Origin of the sequence: Bacillus nitratireducens (genome assembly GCF_036320425.1) — a bacterium.
GTDB classification, from domain to species: Bacteria; Bacillota; Bacilli; order Bacillales; family Bacillaceae_G; genus Bacillus_A; species Bacillus_A nitratireducens.
In genome coordinates this window covers 153927-173949 of record NZ_JAUMJO010000001.1, presented here as the reverse complement: position 1 = coordinate 173949, position 20023 = coordinate 153927, and the positions used below count along the sequence as shown (strand labels likewise).

Annotated in this window: 18 protein-coding genes and 1 pseudogene; 7 read left to right on the top strand and 12 right to left on the bottom strand. The window is 35.6% G+C overall.

Annotated features, from left to right (window positions below; genetic code table 11):
• Window positions 1-26 precede the first annotated feature (26 nt).
• Window positions 27-410 (top strand): VOC family protein, encoded by a 384-nt coding sequence (locus Q3V31_RS00910; RefSeq protein WP_000581476.1) that lies wholly within the window; start codon window positions 27-29, stop codon window positions 408-410.
• Window positions 411-454: 44 nt separating this feature from the next.
• On the opposite strand, the gene Q3V31_RS00905 is transcribed toward Q3V31_RS00910, so the two are convergent.
• Complete coding sequence (locus Q3V31_RS00905) at window positions 455-1093, bottom strand: zinc dependent phospholipase C family protein (RefSeq protein ID WP_090813214.1); 639 nt, start codon at window positions 1091-1093, stop codon at window positions 455-457.
• A gap of 29 nt (window positions 1094-1122) precedes the next feature.
• Complete coding sequence (locus tag Q3V31_RS00900) at window positions 1123-2109, bottom strand: quinone oxidoreductase family protein (protein WP_090813215.1); 987 nt, start codon at window positions 2107-2109, stop codon at window positions 1123-1125.
• A gap of 207 nt (window positions 2110-2316) precedes the next feature.
• On the opposite strand from Q3V31_RS00900, the gene Q3V31_RS00895 reads away from it, so the two are divergent.
• The gene (locus tag Q3V31_RS00895) at window positions 2317-2895 is read left to right on the top strand and encodes a sigma-70 family RNA polymerase sigma factor (RefSeq protein WP_000651115.1); all 579 of its coding nucleotides are present in this window, start codon (window positions 2317-2319) and stop codon (window positions 2893-2895) included.
• Entirely contained in the window at window positions 2892-3572 is a 681-nt protein-coding gene (locus tag Q3V31_RS00890; protein WP_000050667.1) for a DUF3600 domain-containing protein, read from the top strand. Before Q3V31_RS00895 ends, Q3V31_RS00890 begins: the two co-directional genes overlap by 4 nt.
• Window positions 3573-3626: 54 nt before the next feature.
• On the opposite strand, the gene Q3V31_RS00885 is transcribed toward Q3V31_RS00890, so the two are convergent.
• The 4 genes from Q3V31_RS00885 to Q3V31_RS00870 form a co-directional block, all read right to left on the bottom strand.
• Complete coding sequence (locus Q3V31_RS00885) at window positions 3627-3869, bottom strand: hypothetical protein (protein ID WP_000668394.1); 243 nt, start codon at window positions 3867-3869, stop codon at window positions 3627-3629.
• Window positions 3870-4179: 310 nt separating this feature from the next.
• Entirely contained in the window at window positions 4180-4614 is a 435-nt protein-coding gene (locus tag Q3V31_RS00880; RefSeq protein ID WP_001174414.1) for a hypothetical protein, read from the bottom strand.
• An 85-nt stretch (window positions 4615-4699) separates the two neighbouring features.
• On the bottom strand, window positions 4700-5671 hold the full coding sequence (locus tag Q3V31_RS00875; protein ID WP_090813217.1) for an MBL fold metallo-hydrolase: 972 nt from the start codon (window positions 5669-5671) through the stop codon (window positions 4700-4702).
• 248 nt (window positions 5672-5919) lie between these two features.
• A complete protein-coding gene (locus Q3V31_RS00870) occupies window positions 5920-6129 on the bottom strand; it encodes a DUF3925 family protein (RefSeq protein WP_000844974.1) in 210 nt (69 codons plus the stop codon).
• 224 nt (window positions 6130-6353) lie between these two features.
• On the opposite strand from Q3V31_RS00870, the gene bsaA reads away from it, so the two are divergent.
• Window positions 6354-6836 carry a glutathione peroxidase gene (gene bsaA / locus Q3V31_RS00865; protein ID WP_000219424.1) on the top strand — a complete coding sequence of 161 codons (483 nt, stop codon included), beginning with the start codon at window positions 6354-6356 and terminating at the stop codon, window positions 6834-6836.
• A gap of 96 nt (window positions 6837-6932) precedes the next feature.
• Here bsaA and Q3V31_RS00860 read toward each other — a convergent pair whose 3' ends face one another.
• The 6 genes from Q3V31_RS00860 to Q3V31_RS00835 all read right to left on the bottom strand — a co-directional run bounded on the left by Q3V31_RS00860 (window position 6933) and on the right by Q3V31_RS00835 (window position 13725).
• Window positions 6933-9161, bottom strand: coding sequence for a transglutaminase TgpA family protein (locus Q3V31_RS00860; RefSeq protein WP_090813218.1), 2229 nt, complete (start codon window positions 9159-9161; stop codon window positions 6933-6935).
• Window positions 9158-10372: a DUF58 domain-containing protein gene (locus tag Q3V31_RS00855; RefSeq protein WP_090813219.1), complete on the bottom strand. Its 1215-nt coding sequence runs from the start codon at window positions 10370-10372 to the stop codon at window positions 9158-9160. Before Q3V31_RS00855 ends, Q3V31_RS00860 begins: the two co-directional genes overlap by 4 nt.
• Window positions 10372-11334 carry an AAA family ATPase gene (locus Q3V31_RS00850; RefSeq protein WP_000553993.1) on the bottom strand — a complete coding sequence of 321 codons (963 nt, stop codon included), beginning with the start codon at window positions 11332-11334 and terminating at the stop codon, window positions 10372-10374. Before Q3V31_RS00850 ends, Q3V31_RS00855 begins: the two co-directional genes overlap by 1 nt.
• 627 nt (window positions 11335-11961) lie before the next feature.
• A complete protein-coding gene (locus Q3V31_RS00845) occupies window positions 11962-12180 on the bottom strand; it encodes a hypothetical protein (protein WP_000066138.1) in 219 nt (72 codons plus the stop codon).
• 27 nt (window positions 12181-12207) lie between these two features.
• Window positions 12208-12708: a hypothetical protein gene (locus Q3V31_RS00840; protein ID WP_071733977.1), complete on the bottom strand. Its 501-nt coding sequence runs from the start codon at window positions 12706-12708 to the stop codon at window positions 12208-12210.
• 18 nt (window positions 12709-12726) lie between these two features.
• A complete protein-coding gene (locus Q3V31_RS00835) occupies window positions 12727-13725 on the bottom strand; it encodes a WXG100 family type VII secretion target (RefSeq protein WP_329761808.1) in 999 nt (332 codons plus the stop codon).
• Between the two features lie 410 nt (window positions 13726-14135).
• Between Q3V31_RS00835 and Q3V31_RS00830 the strand changes: the two are divergent.
• From Q3V31_RS00830 to narH, 3 genes and pseudogenes are all read left to right on the top strand, one after another.
• Window positions 14136-14454: pseudogene (locus Q3V31_RS00830) on the top strand (hypothetical protein); the annotation flags it as partial.
• Window positions 14455-14863: 409 nt separating this feature from the next.
• Window positions 14864-18547, top strand: a complete 3684-nt coding sequence (locus Q3V31_RS00825; RefSeq protein ID WP_090813222.1) for a nitrate reductase subunit alpha — start codon at window positions 14864-14866, stop codon at window positions 18545-18547.
• The gene (gene narH, locus Q3V31_RS00820; protein WP_000692677.1) at window positions 18537-20012 is read left to right on the top strand and encodes a nitrate reductase subunit beta; all 1476 of its coding nucleotides are present in this window, start codon (window positions 18537-18539) and stop codon (window positions 20010-20012) included. The genes Q3V31_RS00825 and narH overlap by 11 nt, the downstream gene beginning before the upstream one ends.
• The last annotated feature ends 11 nt before the right edge of the window (window positions 20013-20023 follow it).

Genomic DNA, 20023 nt, shown 5'->3' with positions numbered 1-20023 from the left:
TATAAAAACCATTAGGGGGAAATGAAATGATCCATAAAGTTGGACAAATTATGCTGTATGTAAATAATCAAGATGAGGCAGTAAATTTTTGGACGGAAAAGGTAGGGTTTCATGTAGTAGCAGAGGAAGATAACAAGCAAGGAATGAGATGGATTGAAATCGCTCCGACTAACGGTGCAGAAACGAGTATTATATTACATAATAAAGAAGTTATTTCTAAGATGAGCCCAGAATTAAATCTTGGTACACCATCTTTAATGTTCTTCTCAGAAAATCTTGATCAATTATATACAGATTTAAAAAATAAAAATGTTACTGTTGGAGAAATGGTAACTATGCCTTCTGGTAAAGTGTTTAACTTTGCTGATAGTGAAGGCAATTATTTTGCGGTTATGGAAAAGAACCAATAATAATATTGCTATTTGAAAATCCCCCTCAAATATATTGAGGGGGATTACATGTTTGAAGTGGATTTTTCATTAGAGAGTTGATTAATATAAAATACGCCTTTTTCAATAGCTGTTTCAATATAACCAACGATTTGATTGAACGTAAATACTTGCAAGTTTTCATGTAAATGTTGCTCTGGATACAACATATCTTCAAAAAGATACTTCCGAAAAGCTAAAACGTTTTCTTTAGAAACCTCTTCAATATCTATAATGTGAGTCTCTTGATTGAGAAGAGAGAAGAGCCGTTGTTCTTTATCGTAATGATAAAGTAATTTTGCGTTCAATAATTTAAAGTCGTTGTAGTACATAGGTGTGATCGTTTCGTCATTTTCTATTCTATTTTTAAGCCAAGGTAGAAAAAAGCCGCTTAGCCAATTATCATCGGCAATGAGGTGGGTGCAATAGCCTAGGAGAAAAGGGGACTCCATATAATCTTTATATTTATGAATAAATGATCCATAATCAATTCGTCTCGTATAGTCTTTTGTTGAGCCGGCGTAAAAATGTGAGGTGACTTTTTCTATCTTTGAATGCACAGCATCGGGGGCTACGCCTCCAAGTATAAAAGAAGTTTTATCTTGAATAGATAATTTCTCGGCAATCCTGTTAGCGATAATAGCATGCATAATTCGTGATCCCATGAATGACACCTCGGTTTCAAGTATTCATTTCAGGAAGAGGGCTGAATAGTTAGTATGACTTTCCCTGTACTTTTTCTACTTTCGACCCATTCATGTGCTTTCCCTGCATCTTGAAGTGGAAAAGATTTCGTTGCTTTCATTTTCAGACGGCCATCACGTAAATAACGGAAAACTTCATTTGCAGTTTCTTGGAGTAGTTCAGGACGTTTTTTTCGTGTAGTGCCAAAGCTAAAACCGAGTATAGAACGGCAACTTGCGTGTAAATCTTTCGTTTGAAAATTACCAACTTCTCCACTAGCATTGCCGAAATGGACGAGACGACCGTAATAAGCAAGGCATTTTAAACTTCTTTCAGAAACAGTTCCGGAAATAGAGTCTAAAATTACATTAACTCCTTCTCCGTTTGTCAGCTCATTGACTTTCTCTACAAAATCTTCATCTTGATGACAAATAACATAATCAGCACCAGCATCTAAAGCAATTTTTCTTTTTGCTTCACTTCCGACAGTCCCAATTACTTTTTTAGCCCCTAATAATTTTGCGAGTTGAATCGCGGTAGTACCAATTCCTCCAGCAGCTGCATGAATTAGAACAGATTCACCATGTTGAAGTCTTGCAACATTTACAAGTAAATTGTAGCTTGTAAAAGATACGATAGGGCAAGCGGCTGCAGTTTGGAAATCAACTTCATCAGGTAATACAAAAGTAAGATTTTCATTTGCAACAACATATTCAGCGTAAGAACCATTTTGAGGAAAAGCAATGACTCGTTGGCCAGGATAAATGTTTTTCACATGAGAACCTACGCGTTCTACAATACCAGCTGCATCTATCCCTGGGATAAAAGGTAAGGCTTTGTTTCCTTTTTTGCCATAACGTGATTTAATATCGGCAAAATTAACACTAGTAGCAACAACACAAATTAATACTTGATTGTCTGAAATAGCCGGCATCTCCACGTCTGTATATTTCATCACTTCAGGACCACCGAACGAAGTTACAACGATAGCTTTCATATAATATCCTCCTAAATTTGACTATATAAATCATTTTAAATCTTCATTAAGAATTGGAAAATTATATAATTGTTATGCAAGGTTATAAGTGAAGCTTATGAAGTCATTAGATCATTATATTAATGTATATAAAAATTTTTTTTGAAAAATCGAACGAAATATCGTTTTCTTGCCAATATATAGTATAAGACAAAGGAGGGATGGTACATGAAGGATGAAACAGTGTATACAGATTTAATCCAATTAACTTTATCAGGCAATAAAGAAGCGTATAGCGAATTGTATGATAAAACGATTCAAGAAATATATAAGACAGCACATTTTTTAATAGAAGACAAAGCAGATGTAGATGATGTCGTTCAAGAAATATACATACAGCTATATGAATCGCTTCGTAAATATGATAGCGAGAAGCCATTTAGACCTTGGCTAATTGGACTGGCGATTAAACAAATTCATTCTTATAGAAGAAAGAGGTGGATGCGACTGCGAATTGTAAAAAAAGCAGAAGAGCAAAGAAAGCCAGTACAAATTGATTTTTCTAGCGATGTTGTAAGTAAAATATCAAATCAAAAATTAATCGAACTCATTCATAAGTTACCGTATAAATTGAAACAAGTTATTATCTTAAGATACTTACACGATTACTCTCAAGAAGAAGTAGCACAAATATTACATATTCCAATCGGTACAGTGAAGTCTAGAATTCATGCGGCATTAAAGAAACTACGTCAAAAAGAGCAAGTAGAAGAAATCTTTTTAGGAGAGGTAGGGAATGTGAAATGAGCTTAGATTGTAGAGTTAGAGAATCTATACAAGAAGAAGCGAAGGGGATTATTGCCCCGCCGGAGTTAAAAGAAAAAGTAATTGTTCAGATTAAAATGAAGCGAGGGGGGAACAAAAGGAAGAAGCGCCTTATTGCAGGGGTGCTTGCAGCAGCATTTTTAATCCCAACGACTGGTTTTGCTTACCAATCTATTATGGCGGATGGTATATACGGGTCGTTTGAGAACTTAAAAAAACATGCCGGAGCGATGACATTAGAAGCATATATGCGTTTTAATGCAAAGTTATCACAAGCGAAAGACGAAATGGGTGCAAAGGAATATGAAGAGTTTACAAAAGAACTAAAGAAATTAACAAATGCAAAGCTTGAGTACGGGGATTCGAACGGTAATATTGATTATGATCAATTATCACCAGCTAAAAAAGAGGAAATGAAAAAGGTAGAAATGGAACTTCAGCCGTATTTTGATAAATTAAATGGCCATAAATCTAGTAAAGAAGTATTAACTTCAGAAGAGTATGAACAATATATGGAAGCGTTAATGTCATATCAAACTGTATTAGTAAAAGCGAAATCGAGTGGTGGGATAACAGTAGAAGAAGTACCTGAAGCGTATAAAGAAAGATTTATTAAAGCAGAACAGTATATGGAGTATGTAGATGAAAAGGTGAGATAAGTAAAAAAGCTCATAGCTTAAGCTGTGAGCTTTTCTTATTGAAACGTAAATATATTAACCACCTATGCCTTTTGCTAGCAATAAGAAATATACAAATACTAGTATTACTCCATTTAATGCCGTGCCAACTATTTTAAATAGCCAATTCTTTGATGCGATCGCAAAAATAATACCGAGTAATGAAAGAATACTTAGAAGTACAATAATTAATGTTAAATTTGCATTAGGTCCTCTTAAAATAAAGAAAGAACATATACTTGCGATAAACGTTAGAAACGAGAAAGTCCCAAATTTCATAATAAGTCTCCCTTGTTTGAAATGTATTTTGATTTAGTGCACGACTTTCTTTAGTTTAACATGAATTTCCTATTATCAATTAAATATATGAACAATAAAAAACGAGTATAAAATCTATGCGATTTCATACTCGTTTTGTTATTACTTAAATTTCCTTACCGCATGTATAGAAACTCTTACAAGGAGTATTGCACTTATAAATAAACCACCATAACCAACGACACTTAAAAATTGAACATTAGGTTCTTTTGCATACAAGTTAGGGGCAGAATTATCTTGATTTACTAAATAAGTGAAAGTGGGAAATCACTTAGTTATATTCCTTCCCAGTCTCCTTGTCTTTTTGTATCAAACAATCTAAAAGTGAGTAACCAGCTATTAAACTAATAATGGTAACGAAAGTTGTATTTATAAGAATAATATTAGTTAAATAAGGTAGATATTTTCCAACTGGTGAAAAGAGTAGAGCTGGAGAAAAGGAAATGAATAGTGTAGGCAACGTAATAGCGATAAATTTATCCGGCTGAAAGTTCCAGTTTTGTTTACTTGTTTCACGATTAATGGATTGAAGGAATCGTAATAAAATGCCGACCAAAAGAGGGAAGAGTGTATAGTAGAATAATCTTGGATAAACGTTAAAGTTCACCTGCGCGTCTGTATCTAAATAAAATTGAATTTTCACTCCGACAAATAATAATAAGACGATAAATAATGTGAAGCAGAGGTATAGAATCACTTTTTGCATTGCATTCCACCATCCTTTACTCAAAATATATTCAAAAAAAGAAGAGATATACAATAAATACTGTTGTATATCTCTTCTTTTACTGTTAGTTAATAGTGGAGTTTGCTTTTTCTTGCTTCGTGAAATAATCAATAATGCCCATCGCGCTAATTTCTATATCTAGATGTAAAATGTTATAAACGGAATGATTTGATGGAACGTTTAACTTTGTAAGATGAGAAGAGATTTTATCCATTAATAAAGTTTGTAAAGCTTTAGTCGCTTCATCGAAATCATTATACTTTTCAAAGACCTCTTTACCAGTACCAACAAAAATAGGTAACCAATGTTCAAGTTGGTTATATACTTCTGTAACATTGGATGATGCGCCGTAATGACCGAAATAAATAGTATCTACATCCATACTTTGAATATGATTTTTAGAAGCGATCATCGCCTCTGGTTGGAATTGTGAAGGTGAAGTTGATGGTAGATATAGTTCTACACCAAGATCAGCTAGCTCTCGATAGTAAATTCCAATTGTATCGCCAGTAAAAATGCCGTTTGTTAATGAATCGTGAATGCTAATATGATGCTTAGCATGTCCCGGTGTATCGTAAAATGTAAGTGTACGGTCTTCTGCAATTTTTAACCTATCACCATGTTGTACAATACGAACACGTTCTTCTTCAATTGGAAGAATGGGATTAAAAAGTTTATCAAAATCTTCTTTGTACACAGCTTTTGCACCTAAAATGAGTTTTGTTGGATCGATCATATGACGAGCACCACGAGAATGTACAAATAAAGTAGCATTTGGGCACTTTTCCATCATTAGCCCTGCTGCACCTGCGTGATCTAAATGAACATGTGTAACAATGATATTTTTTACATCTTTTAAATCAATATGTAGTTGTTGTAAGCCGTCTAAAATATACGGAAGAGAAGGGGCTGCACAAGTTTCAATTAAAGTAATGTCGTCACCTAATAAAACGTACGTACCTGTTCGTTCAATATGTTGTAAGTCGTAATCATCAATAAGATATAGGTGAGAAGATAATTGTTCTACTTTTTTCATCTTTACCACTCCTTATATACTTTTATAGTTTTCCCCGCTATTTGTGGGCAGTAAGACTCCCACCTCAAAATTTGGCTGAAGGAAAGAAGTTAGGTGGGAGAACAACTGCCCGTAAAAGCCCGATTGGTTCAACTAATAATCAGTGAGGAACAAAATCCCCACTGATTAAAGTTTCACTTTATATTATACGCTAAAAATACAAAAAGGCAGAAAACGAAAGTTTCGTCTTCTGCCTTTTTGTAATGTTCTTACCGCGTTTGTTCTTTATTAATAGACATAACGAACAGTCCAACAATGCCACCAACGATTGGAAGCATAATCTCTCCTGCTAAATTAAAGTAGGAGCTTAAAAATAAACCATTTACATCGATTACCCAGCCAATAACATACAATAACATCATATATAGTACGAAATAAAACTCGCGATTTGAAATCGTTTCATGTTGTGCAGTTTTCATAATGAACACCATCCTTTTCTTTTATCATGGAATATAAACTGTCACATTTTGTTCACAATTCAATTGTAAAACTTTCCATCATAAAAGTCTAGTATATTGTGTCGAATTTTTGAACAAAAATAAAGCGCTATCATTTTGGTGTGTAAGTACGTAATAAGAGCTGTATATTCACGAATGTAGTATAGTATAAACATAGAATGATAGTAAAGAGAGGGGTAGGATCAATGACAGTTTATGATTTTTCAGCTAAAACGATAACAGGAGAAGATAAATCGTTAAAAGATTACGAAGGAAAAGCGCTTCTTATTGTAAATGTAGCTAGCAAATGTGGTTTTACACCGCAATATAAAGGATTACAAGAAGTATATGATAAATATAAAGATCAAGGATTAGAAATACTAGGTTTCCCTTGTAATCAATTTGGAGGGCAAGAGCCGGGAACGGAAGCTGATATTACTAGTTTTTGTGAATTAAACTATGGTGTAAACTTCCCGATGTTTGCAAAGATTGATGTGAAAGGTGATAAGGCTCATCCTCTTTATACATACATGACAGAACAAGCACCCGGTTTACTTGGTATGAAAGCAGTGAAATGGAACTTTACTAAGTTTCTAATTGGAAAAGATGGGAAAGTAGTAGGGCGTTTTGCGCCGCAGACGAAACCGGTGGATTTAGAGGTTGAGATTGAGAAGGTGCTTGGGGAATAATTAGGAGTTAGCTATCTTTTATTATGTATATTAAATAACACCTCAAAGAACAAAGTAGTTCTTTGAGGTGTTTTCTTTAAACTCACATAATCAAGATTAAATCACTCTATCGTAGTCATTTGATTTAGGCAGAGAAGCTGCTTTTTTCATAAGCACTTCCCATAAGTGTACGGATGTCTTCCATTCGGCGGCGGCTTGTTCCTTTTGATACATAGCGTTCTCATAACTGAAAGTAAGTTGTTGCATATCAGCCGAGTTGTAAAGTGTATCGATGTGAAGAGCGTATTCTCGGAATGTTTGACTTTCACCCCGCGGTATGCCGATTCTCGCAAATTGTTTTAAAAGTGCACCGTAAGCTTTTCTATAAACAGCATCATCTTTTCGATATTTATAGAAAAGAATAATAAAAAATGTAATCCATTTCATTCTTGTGGTGAAGAGAATGTATCCTATGATACTAATCGGTATCGCAGAGAGGAATACGTACCACCAAGAAAAACCATTTTTAGAATTTGTGATCTTTTTAGTAGAGGCTTCTTCTGTATCTTCTATTAAACTTTTGAGCTTCGCTTCATTGTTTCTTTGGTGCATTTGCTCGTTTTGAGAATTAGTTTCTTCGCTATTTTGAAAAGTAGGAGCAGGAGTATTATTTGTAAAATTATAGGGATTGGTAAATCCTTTTGTTGGTTCGAATGGAATCCATCCGTATCCAGGAAAATATACTTCGACCCAAGAGTGTGCGTTATTGTTTTCGATTTTATAAACATTCGCATCTTCTGTACTAGCAAGTGTATTCTCAAGAGTTCCTTCTGTATAGCCTTTTACCCATCGAGCGGGAATCCCGGCAGAACGAAGTAACACGATCATAGACGTCGAAAAATTATTACAGTAGCCGCTTTTTGTATCGAAAAGGAATTGATCTACATAATCTTGGTTTTTGGCAGGAATCATCACATCCGTTGTTTCGTATACAAAAGAATGGTCTGTGAAGTAATTTTCAATAGCTAATACTTTATCATATCGGTTGTCTTTATCATTTGTAAGATTAACAGCTAAGTCTCTTACTCGCTGCGGTAATGATTCGGGAAGTTGTGTGTATTTTGTCATGAAATAAGGATTTGATTCTTGACCTTCATTCGTTTTTGCAGCTTTCAAGTTTTCTATGGAAAACTCCGGGATCTCATATGTTACTTTATACGAATTTAAAGTAGTAGAAGAGTCTCCGTGCATCGTATAGATTTTTTCTGAAAATGGGTCAACGCTGTATGATACATCAGAAGAAGCCTCAACTGATACTAATCCTGTTGGATAGGTAAGGTGAGAATAACTTTTTTGCATGGTGATTGTTGCTTTGGCTGTTTCTGTTTTTGTATTTTTTTCGTACCAACTCACGACGTCGTTTTTATTTTTAAAAGAAACCTTTTTCGGATTTTCAGAAACCTCCCAGCCTTTTCCTGTATAAAAATCTTTTGTTTCTACTCTCCAATATTGTTTGTTTTGCGTTTGTGCTGTAAAAACAATTGTATTATCCGCCTTAAAAGGACCACCTAATTGCGAGTCATCTAAACCATACCCAATTTTAGAAACTTCTTGTTCTTTACTTGCTTCGGATGTGTTGAATTTTAAAAAATCCATTGGGTTTGGCCATTGAGGGCCAAATTTTGGAGCGAAGTATGCGATAGTTGCTGACAATACAATAAATATGGTAAGAGGTCTAAGTAATTTTGAGATTACTCTAGCATAATTTTGTAAGTGTTCCGTCTCTTTTATTCGTTCTATTTGAAGAAGACTAAGCATAAAAAAGCCGATGACAACAGTACGAATAATAGCGTAGTTTGCATTGTATAAATGTAAGTTATGAAAAGTTATGATATAAATAATAGTCAATATAAGAAATAACAACCCGCGTTTTTTATGAATCATCCAAAAAGAGATGAAAGAACTCAAAAACCAAAATGATAAAAAAAATAAAAGTGTTGGAAAAACTGGAGAAATATCTAGCAAATTCCCTTGAAATAACAGGGAGGAATTTCGAGAAATATCAGAAAAAAATTTCGTTAGCCAAGATGGATTTATAAAAGCATTTTTATAATACAGGAAATGAATGATGAATAAGATCGTGACGATCTTTATTGGAATTTGCCACCTTGTTTGAAAAAAAGAGAGAGTGAAGCAAATTCCTATAAATATTACAAAAATATCTAATCTACCTACGTTTGTAATACCTATAAGGGGTCTTAGCCATTCTAGTAAAAGTAGAAGTGCACATACATGCATGAAGAATCTGCTCATATCCCATTTGTATTTTGTTCGTAATGTTATCATTTGCTCACCTCAAAAAACACGTTTGTATACCGGTTCCCATAAACCACATTTACAAATATTTTTCGTTTTTGTAGAGTTTCTAGAATACTTAGTTCTCGATGTGAGAGTTGATTTGCTTTTTCTTTCACGACAAACACCATTAATTTTCTGTTTTTTATAGCAGCAAAGTCAGCCGCCTTTTGAATATCGGGAGAAAGATCGCTTGTTACGAGTATAATCGTTACGGGCTCATAAATTTTTCTTAATTCTATTTCTACACTCCGAGAGAGCGGGAATACACAGTCCGCTTGCACTTTCGCTAAATGACAAAAGATTTGATGCAACTGACTATCTCCATTGTCTAAAGGGAAAAAAGTTCGTTCTTTTCCGACAGACACGAATGACGCTGGTGAATTTTGCTTCAATACAGCCCGTACAATAGAGGCGGAAAATGTTACGACTGATTCGAATAGAGGGGATGGGGTTCTGTCCATGAATATCATAATATTATGGCTGCGCTGTTGTTCAAATTCTTTCGTCATAATATTGTTTGTTCGTGCAGTTGCTTTCCAATCAATCCATGAAAAGCGGTCACCAGGCTTATATTCTCTGACACCGACAGAGACTGTAGAGTCTTTTGCTAAATTTATATTTGCTGAAAGCGCTCCTTGTTCGAAATGATTTTCTAATTGTCGATACGCTATATCTACATACTGGGGATAGACTAAAAATGTATCTAGAACTGAAAAAGTTACTTCTTTCTCCATCATTCCGAATAGATCACCAGTTTTGACACGTACGCTTGAAAAAGTGTGCTCTCCTCTAGGGATTGTGTCAATTGCATATTGAAACGAAATATTTCGTTTCAATCCTGGAAAGAGTATTACCTTATTCACCTTCGTTTGTCTACAATTTGTAAATTGTGATGGCAGTTCATCTTCTATAATTAAATAAAGTAAGGGGAAAGGAAATCTTCTTTTTATTGTAATCGTGCTTAAAAATTGTTCTCCTGCTACATATTCGTCTTGATTTGTTATTCGTTTTACCTCGGCGTTCCGTAAAGCATAGAAGGGAAGCAGTAGTGAATAAAGGCCAATAGGAATCATACTGTAAAACAAAAACCAACTTACAAATCCTCCTTGAAGCATAGCGTATACAAATGTTAAGACTAGGCATAACGGAATAAGTGATAACTTAGTAAAATGATAGAGTGCTCGTAGTATCCGTTTCATCAAAGGTTCATCTTCCTTTGAGTAGGTACGGTAGTTCGCGCAACGATTTTTGTGATAACTTGTTCTCCTGTAATTCCTTCAAATTTTGCCTCCATTTTTAGAATGAGTCTGTGAGCCAATACGTAAGGAGCTAAAAATTTAACATCGTCTGGAATAACGTAATTTCTACCATGGATGAATGCATATGCTTGTGAAGCTTTCATTAAAGCAATCGAGCCACGTGGACTTGCACCAAGCTGTATAGAACTATAAGAACGAGTCTGACTAACAAGCTTTACAATGTAATGCTTGATTGCTTTGTCCATGCTTATTTCCCGTACGCTTTGTTGTAAATAAAGTAATTCTTCTATTGTAGTAATAGCTTGTAAATGGGAGAGGGGATTTGTTTTTTCCATCCTGTTTAAAATTTCAAATTCTTCTTCTTGTGTAGGATATCCCATTTTTAGTTTCAATAAGAAACGATCGAGCTGTGCTTCTGGTAAAGGATATGTTCCCTCATATTCGACCGGATTTTGTGTAGCCATTACAAAGAATGGTTTTGGTAACGGTCTTGTCCTGCCATCTATTGTAATATTGCCTTCTTCCATACTTTCAAGTAAGGCAGATTGTGTTTTTGGAGATGTACGATTAATTTCATCAGCAAGTATAAAATTCCCCATGATTGGTCCAGGTTTGAACTCAAATTGGAGCTCTTTCGGATTATAAATAGAAACACCTGTTACATCTGACGGCAGTAAATCAGGTGTGAATTGAATGCGCTTGTAATCAGCATCGATAGATTTAGAAAGAGCACGTACTAACATTGTTTTCCCAACGCCAGGAACATCTTCTAATAGTACATGACCTTCAGCTAAGAGAGCTGTCAAAGCTAAGATCGTTTCTTTTCGCTTTCCGACCATTAACTTTTCAATATTATTAATTATTTTTTCTATAATGGGATGTAATGAATCAAGCTGGTGCATCGTAATCCTCCTAATGTTATTATCGTTTTTTAATCTATTGAGTGGAAAATAGAATGTATCCATCTAATTGCGGGCAGTAAAGATTTTATCTTTAATTCTAAGAATATTCAGATTATTTATTCTGATTACATCTAGTATAATTGTTTCCGTAACTTTGGGCAATATGGTAAATAATGATTTGTAGTTTTATGTAAAATATGTCTGGATATAAAATAGTATCGTTGGAGAAAATAAATTCCTTATTAAATCAGAGTCATCCTTCGATAACGTTAAGATCCATTGGAATTACTGGAGAACAAATCGAAGACAAATTAAAAACGTTCAAAATATAGTCGGTATAGATACCGGCTTTTTTCTTTAAGGGCGGAGGAGATATTCGGAATTTGTATTTGCCAGGTGCCTGAAACAGCGGCGCAAAATTTAAAATTTTAGGGTTTGAAGTCGAGAGTATATTCGTTGTATTTTGAACTCCTTTCATTTTTAAAAAAATAATAACGAAGACTAACGCCTTTTATATTAGTAGTAGCCTTCGTTATTATTTATTATGATATATATTTGTGCTTTATTTTCGTTACACCTTACCTCATTATTTAGATTAAGTATTTAATTTTTTGTAGTTAGTATTTATCATTTATTAATTTTATTAATGATATTATTTATCCCCTCAAATAGTGCATCTTTGACTACTTCAGTATAATTACTATAATTATCATTTTTGTCGATTATTATATCCATGACTTGCTTTAACTTTCCATCAACTATAACTGTTAACCCTTGTAACTTTTCACCAGTCTGCTCATTTTCGAATTCCTCATTTAATATAGTTACTACATCTTTATTACTCATACTATTATCATCCTTATCCCGTTTAAATTATAGTGAAAATAGATTGTTATTAAACTCATCTATCCAATATTTTTCTGATTTAGGTATTAATTTAGTGAAATCTTCATATTTACCATTCCAATCTTTTGGTGTATATTCTTCATATGATGCTGGTTCTGGGAACATTGAATATAGTATTTTATCATCAAAGTTAATTAATAACACCGGACTAAAATCTAATAGATCTTCTCCTGCATGTTTACTTTTAATATTTTCAAGTAGTAAATAATTTAATTCCTCTTTAGTTGTGTTATATTTATTAATCCTTTGTAAAAATACTTCTACATTTTCATTGTCTAATACTTTTATTCCATTTCTTTCTTCAATTTCGTCATTATCTTCAATGCTTACACCTAAATTTTTATATGCATTATCTAACTTATTATAATCCAAAAACCATAGTTCTTTATCTGTTACATACCATCTAAATTCATTATTATATATGACGGCTACTATAATGTTTTCTGCATAAAGCGGTTCTAATATCATAATCTACTCCTTTTATTATTACTTTATAGTCCTGCCATTCTTGGCGTATTCTTCTATCCATTCAATCCAAGGTGCTGGCAATTCATAAGAATTTCCTGGCGTTGTTGGGTCAACTATTTTCGGTGCAGTTCCTCCTTGATTTAGGGGGTTTGATTTATATCCTTTTTGAGGTATTGCATTTTCATTTATAAAATCATCTAACGATTTAGGTATATCAAATTCAACTATCTCTGCATTACTTCTTCTTTTATTTAAGAAATATTTTGCATGCTCATCATTACCTGTACTTACATTTAAATTAGCTTTCTTATTAGGTATTTCTACATTACTATTTTCATCTACAGTTATCCTAGTTCTACTTGCATTTGGAGGTGTTCCACCTTGAACACGTCTATAAGTGACCATTTCCTCTTCAGCTTGTGTAATTCTCTTAGTTGCCTTAGAAGCTTCAGTCGCTCTATCAGCATTCTTAATACCCTCTAACGCATTAGTAGTCATCTTCACGCCTTTTCCGACTTTAGCAAGTTTTCCAAAAGGTGTGAGTCCAGCTACCGCCATTCCTCCAGCAAATATTCTATCCCAAGTGGAAAGCTTTTCACCGGTAGAGGGATCAATGCCATCCCAAGCACGTCTAATATCGTATTCACCTGTCAATTCACCTGCTATATCTCTAGCTAGTTTTTTTTCATCAAAACTTTTCTCTTCCATTGATACTTTACCACACATTGCACCCTCTGCCTTTGCTACATCCTGATTATCTGTATTGCGAAATTTCTCAGCAATTCTCTTTAATTCTTCTTCAATATGTGAGATTGCATTGGTAGCTGTAAACACAGAAGGTCTTGCGTTATTGAACACTTGAACGAAATTTTGATTAGATGCGCCTGCCCACTGATAACACATGTAATCAATTTGATCGCATAAATTTTTATGTATAGATTCTAACATGTGTTTTGTATCATTTGCCCGTTTTGCAACTTGTTCTAATTCCTCAGGTGTTACCTTAATCTGAACCATATTTATCCTCCCATCCCCGATTAAATTATGAACCGTGAGGATAAATATGTAAATACCTAAATGAGGAAATATCAGTATATTCGCTATGTTATTAACGTAATAATTCTTTTTTGTACTACTACCATCTTCACATACATACCACTGAATTCCTAGACAATTGAGTAATGTAATACGAAACATTTTTAAATCAATGAGGGGACATACAAGGAAGAAATAGAGTAGTAGCTTTCGGTGACGAAAAAGCGCAGAGGGATCTACGTGATAAGATTGTAAACATAAATCATACATCTTATGATTTAAATTTATTAGTTAATAGTATGATTAATTACATACTTAGTCACTATTTTGATCACAATTCTATTAAAATACCGCTTTCATCTTCTAGCGAACAATTTGTCTAAGATACGTCTTTATTTGATAAATATAAAGAATAAGAGTTAGAAATACTCGGTTTCACTTGTAATCAATTTGGAGGGCAAGAATCTGGTACGGAAGCTTATATTACAATCTTTTGTGGACTGAACTATGGTGTTCATCCACTGTATACATACATGATGGAACAAGCACCGGTTTTACTTGTCATGAAAGCAGTAAAATGGAAATTTACGAAGTTTTTAATTGGAAGGAATGGGGAAAGTGATAGGAAGTTTCGTACCACAGACAAAGCCAGTTGATTTCTATCATATTGCGAACCGCTTCACTATAATTTCATTCGTAGATGACTTTTGAAAGATAATAATTTTCATTGGAAAAAGGAAATGAGTATAACAAACGTATCCTTTGAGCATTCAATATTAGTAGGTGAAATTAGAATAATTAGAAGAAGGTGCTGAATAGAACGTGAGAAAAGAGTCTACCAAAAAAGCATAAAAAACTTCTCAATATACTTATAAAGAAAAACGTAGGAATGTCTCCTGCGTTTTTTCTTTTGCAAAATAGTCGATACCCCAAAATACTATTCTCCTAATAATTAAGATTAACCATAAATCTTCACAACGGAACAAAAGATCTTCTCACAAACTTATTTCCAAATGAATTTATGACAATCTCTTGAACTGTGCGAAATGTCACATCTGTATTTTACAACCTCTTTTATAGTAAGGGTATGTAAGAGAGACGTACTAAAGGAGTGAACAGTATGAAGAAGAAACCTTCAGCACTAATGAGACGTTTAAAATATTTTTCACCAATAGATCGTTATAACGATAATCATACACAAGAAACATATGAAGATCGCGAATGGGAGAATGTGTACAGAAAGCGTTGGCAGCATGATAAAGTAATTCGTTCTACACACGGCGTGAACTGCACTGGTTCATGTAGTTGGAACATTTATGTGAAAGATGGAATTGTAACTTGGGAAGGGCAAGAGCTTAACTATCCAACGACAGGTCCTGATATGCCTGATTTTGAACCACGAGGATGTCCGCGTGGAGCAAGTTTTTCTTGGTACATTTATAGTCCACTTCGCGTGAAATATCCGTATGTACGTGGTGTTCTTTGGAGTATGTGGCAAGAGGAGTTACAAAATAATGATTCACCGTTAGATGCTTGGAAAAGCATTGTGGAAAACCCTGAAAAAGCACGTAAGTATAAGCAGGCACGTGGTAAAGGGGGATTCATTCGTGCGAATTGGGATGAAGTATTACAACTCGTTTCTGCTTCGTTACTTTACACAATAATTAAATACGGCCCAGACCGAAATGTTGGTTTTTCACCAATTCCAGCTATGTCGATGTTAAGTCATGCAGCGGGTAGCCGCTTTATGCAACTTATGGGTGGACCAATGCTTAGCTTCTATGATTGGTATGCGGATTTACCACCAGCTTCTCCGCAAATTTGGGGTGATCAAACTGATGTGCCAGAAAGTAGTGACTGGTATAACTCTGGTTACATTATGACGTGGGGTTCAAATGTACCGATGACGAGAACACCAGATGCACACTTTTTAGCCGAAGTTCGATATAAAGGGACGAAAGTCGTTTCTGTAAGTCCGGACTTCGCCGAGTCTACTAAGTTTGCGGATGATTGGATTAGTGTGAAACAAGGTACAGACGGTGCACTTGCGATGGCAATGGGGCATGTGATCTTACAAGAATTTTACGTAGATAATCAAGTGGAATACTTCACAAAGTATGCGAAGCAATATACTGATTTTCCTTTCTTTGTCACATTGAAACAAAAAGGAGATCAATTCGTCGCTGATCGTTTCTTAAATGCTACTGATATTGGACGTGAAACGAAGTTAGGAGAATGGAAGCCTGTTCTTTGGAACGAGAACACAAAAGATTTTGCAACACCGCACGGCACAATGGGATCACGTTGGGATAACGAAAAGAAATGGAACTTACGTTTAGAAGATGAAGAAACAGGTGAAACGATTGATCCACGTCTTTCTTTACTTGGAATGGAAGATAGTGTTGAAACGGTGCAAATTCCGTACTTCTCTGATGATGGAAATACAATATTAGAACGCACAATTCCAGTGAAAAAGGTTATGACAGATGAAGGCGAAGTGTTCGTTACGACTGTATATGACTTAACATTAGCAAATTACGGCGTGAACCGAGGGCTTGGTGGACAAGAGCCGAAAGACTTCAATGATGATGTACCGTTTACGCCTGCATGGCAAGAGAAAATGACAGGAGTGAAACGAGAGCTTATTATTCAAATCGCTCGTGAGTTCGCACAAAATGCTGTTGATACGAATGGTCGCTCGATGATTATTATGGGAGCTGGTATTAACCATTGGTTCAACTCTGATACGATTTATCGCGCGGTTTTAAATCTTGTTCTTCTTGTCGGAGCACAAGGTGTAAACGGCGGCGGTTGGGCGCATTATGTTGGGCAAGAAAAATTACGACCAGCTGAAGGATGGCAAACAATCGCGATGGCAAAAGATTGGCAAGGGCCACCGAAATTACAAAACGGTACATCTTTCTTCTATTTCGTAACAGATCAATGGCGCTATGAAGATACACCAGTTGGACATTTAGCATCACCAGTTGAGGGCAACTCTCGTTATCAACATCACGGTGATTATAACGTATTAGCAGCTCGACTTGGATGGTTACCTTCGTATCCGACATTCGAGAAAAATGGAATTGAATTATATAAAGAAGCTGTTGCTGCTGGTGCAACAACGCAAGAAGAAATCGGAAAATACGTTGCGCAAAAACTAAAAGATAAAGAACTGAAATTTGCAATTGAAGATCCTGATAATAAAAATAACTTCCCGCGTAACTTATTCGTATGGCGTGCAAACTTAATTTCAAGTTCTGGTAAAGGACACGAATATTTCTTAAAACATTTATTAGGTACAACAAACGGATTAATGAATGACGATAGTGATTCGTTACGACCAGAAGAAATTAAGTGGCATGAGGAAGCGCCAGAAGGGAAGCTTGATTTACTTATTAATTTAGATTTCCGTATGGCTGGAACAGCGCTTTATTCTGATATCGTCTTACCTGCTTCAACTTGGTATGAAAAGCATGATTTAAGTAGTACAGATATGCATCCATTTGTACATCCGTTTAATCCAGCAATCGGTTCGCCGTGGGAAGCGCGCTCTGACTGGGATATTTTCACCTCTCTTTCTAAAGCTGTGTCAGATTTAGCGAAGAAAATCGATCTTGAGCCAATGAAAGAAGTTGTGGCAACACCACTTCTTCATGATACACCGCAAGAATTAGCGCAACCACTTGGCAAGATTAAAGACTGGAGCAAAGGTGAGTGTGAACCGATCCCAGGTAAAACAATGCCGCAAATTCATGTTGTCGAAAGGGATTATAAAACGATTTATGACAAGATGACAGCGCTTGGACCAAATACCGGAAAACAACCAATTGGTACGAAAGGGATTTCTTGGTCTGCAGAAAAAGAATATGAGCAATTAAAGAGTCGATTAGGAGTTGTTCGAACGGATTCTATTGCGAAGGGGTGCCCAGATATAAAAGAAGCAATTAATGCTGCTGAAGCGGTATTAACACTTTCTTCTACAACAAACGGTCATATGGCTGTAAAAGCATGGGAAGCACTTGAAAAACAAACGGATTTAAAACTACGTGACTTAGCAGAAGAACGTGAAGAAGAATGCTTCACATTTGAACAAATTACAGCGCAGCCGAAAACAGTAATTACTTCTCCGGCCTTTACGGGTTCTGAAAAAGGTGGACGCCGTTATTCACCATTTACAACAAATGTTGAACGTCTCATCCCTTGGAGAACGATAACTGGTCGACAATCTTTCTACTTAGATCACGACATGATGAAAGAATTTGGTGAAACGATGGCAACATTTAAACCAATTCTGCAACATAAACCGTTCCGTAAATCACGTCCCGAAGTAGAAGGAAAAGAAATTACACTAAACTATTTAACACCGCATAATAAGTGGTCTATTCATAGTATGTACTTCGATTCATTGCCGATGTTAACGCTGTTTAGAGGTGGTCCAACTGTTTGGATGAATAAAGATGATGCGAATGAAGCTGGTGTTGCTGATAATGATTGGATTGAATGTTTTAACCGTAACGGCGTAGTCGTAGCACGTGCTGTTGTAACGCACCGTATACCGAGAGGAATGGCATTTATGCACCATGCGCAAGATCGCCACATTAACGTACCTGGTACGAAATTAACAAGCACCCGCGGAGGAACGCATAATAGTCCAACCCGTATTCATGTGAAACCGACACATATGATTGGTGGATATGGCCAATTAAGCTATGGATTTAACTATTATGGTCCAACAGGGAACCAGCGTGACTTAAACGTTGTAATTCGCAAACTGAAGGAGGTAGATTGGCTTGAAGATTAAAGCACAAGTCGGAATGGTAATGAACCTAGACAAATGCATCGGCTGCCATACTTGTAGCGTAACGTGCAAAAACACCTGGACAAATCGTCCAGGTGCTGAATATATGTACTTCAATAACGTAGAAACGAAACCTGGAATTGGTTATCCGAAGCAATGGGAAGATCAAGAGAAATATAAAGGCGGCTGGGAATTGAAAAATGGTGAAATTCAGCTGAAATCCGGTTCCAAAATGAAGCGCCTTATGAATATTTTCCACAATCCAGATCAACCAACAATTGATGATTACTTTGAACCTTGGAACTATGATTATGAAACGTTAACAAATAGTCCACAGCGTAAGCATCAGCCAGTTGCTCGTCCGAAATCAGCAATTACAGGCGAATTTATCGACAAAATTGAATGGGGTCCAAACTGGGAAGATGATTTAGCTGGTGGACATATAACAGGGTTACAAGACCCGAACGTAAAGAAAATGGAAGAAGAAATTAAAACGGATTTTGAAAATGTCTTTATGATGTATTTACCACGCATATGCGAACATTGTATGAATCCATCTTGTGTATCTTCTTGTCCATCCGGTGCGATGTATAAACGTGAAGAAGATGGGATTGTTCTTGTAGATCAAAACGCATGTCGTGCATGGAGATTCTGCGTATCTTCTTGTCCATATAAAAAAGTGTATTTTAACTGGCAAACGAATAAAGCTGAAAAATGCACAATGTGTTTCCCACGTATTGAAGCGGGTATGCCAACAATTTGTTCGGAAACATGTGTAGGACGTATTCGATATATTGGGGTAATGCTATATGACGCTGACAAAGTAAAAGAAGCGGCATCTGTTGAAGATGAAAAAGATTTATATGAATCTCAACTTACTGTTTTCCTAGATCCAAATGATCCAGAAGTAGCAGCTGAAGCGAAAAAACAAGGCATTCCTGAAGAGTGGATTAAAGCAGCACAACAGTCACCAATTTATAAAATGATTATTGATTGGAAAATTGCTCTGCCTCTTCATCCGGAGTATCGTACAATGCCAATGGTTTGGTATATCCCGCCGCTTAGCCCAATTATGAACATGGTGGAGGGGAAAGGTAGTAACTGGCAAGCAGAAGAGGTTTTCCCTGCTATTGATAATATGCGTATTCCAATTCAATACTTAGCGAATTTACTCACTGCAGGAGATGAATCCCATATTCGTCTAACATTGAAAAAAATGGCTGTTATGCGAACGCATATGAGAGCGTTGCAAATTAATAAAGAACCAAATGAAGCGGTATTAAAAGAACTAGGTTTAACGAAACAGGATGTAGAAGATATGTATCGTCTTCTTGCTATCGCGAAATATAAAGATCGTTTCGTCATTCCGACATCTCACCGCGAACAAGTTGCAGATTTATATAACGAACAAGGAAGCTGTGGTTTATCTTTCGCAGGTGGCCCAGGCTCTTGCACGACAATTTCTTAAATAATGGGGGC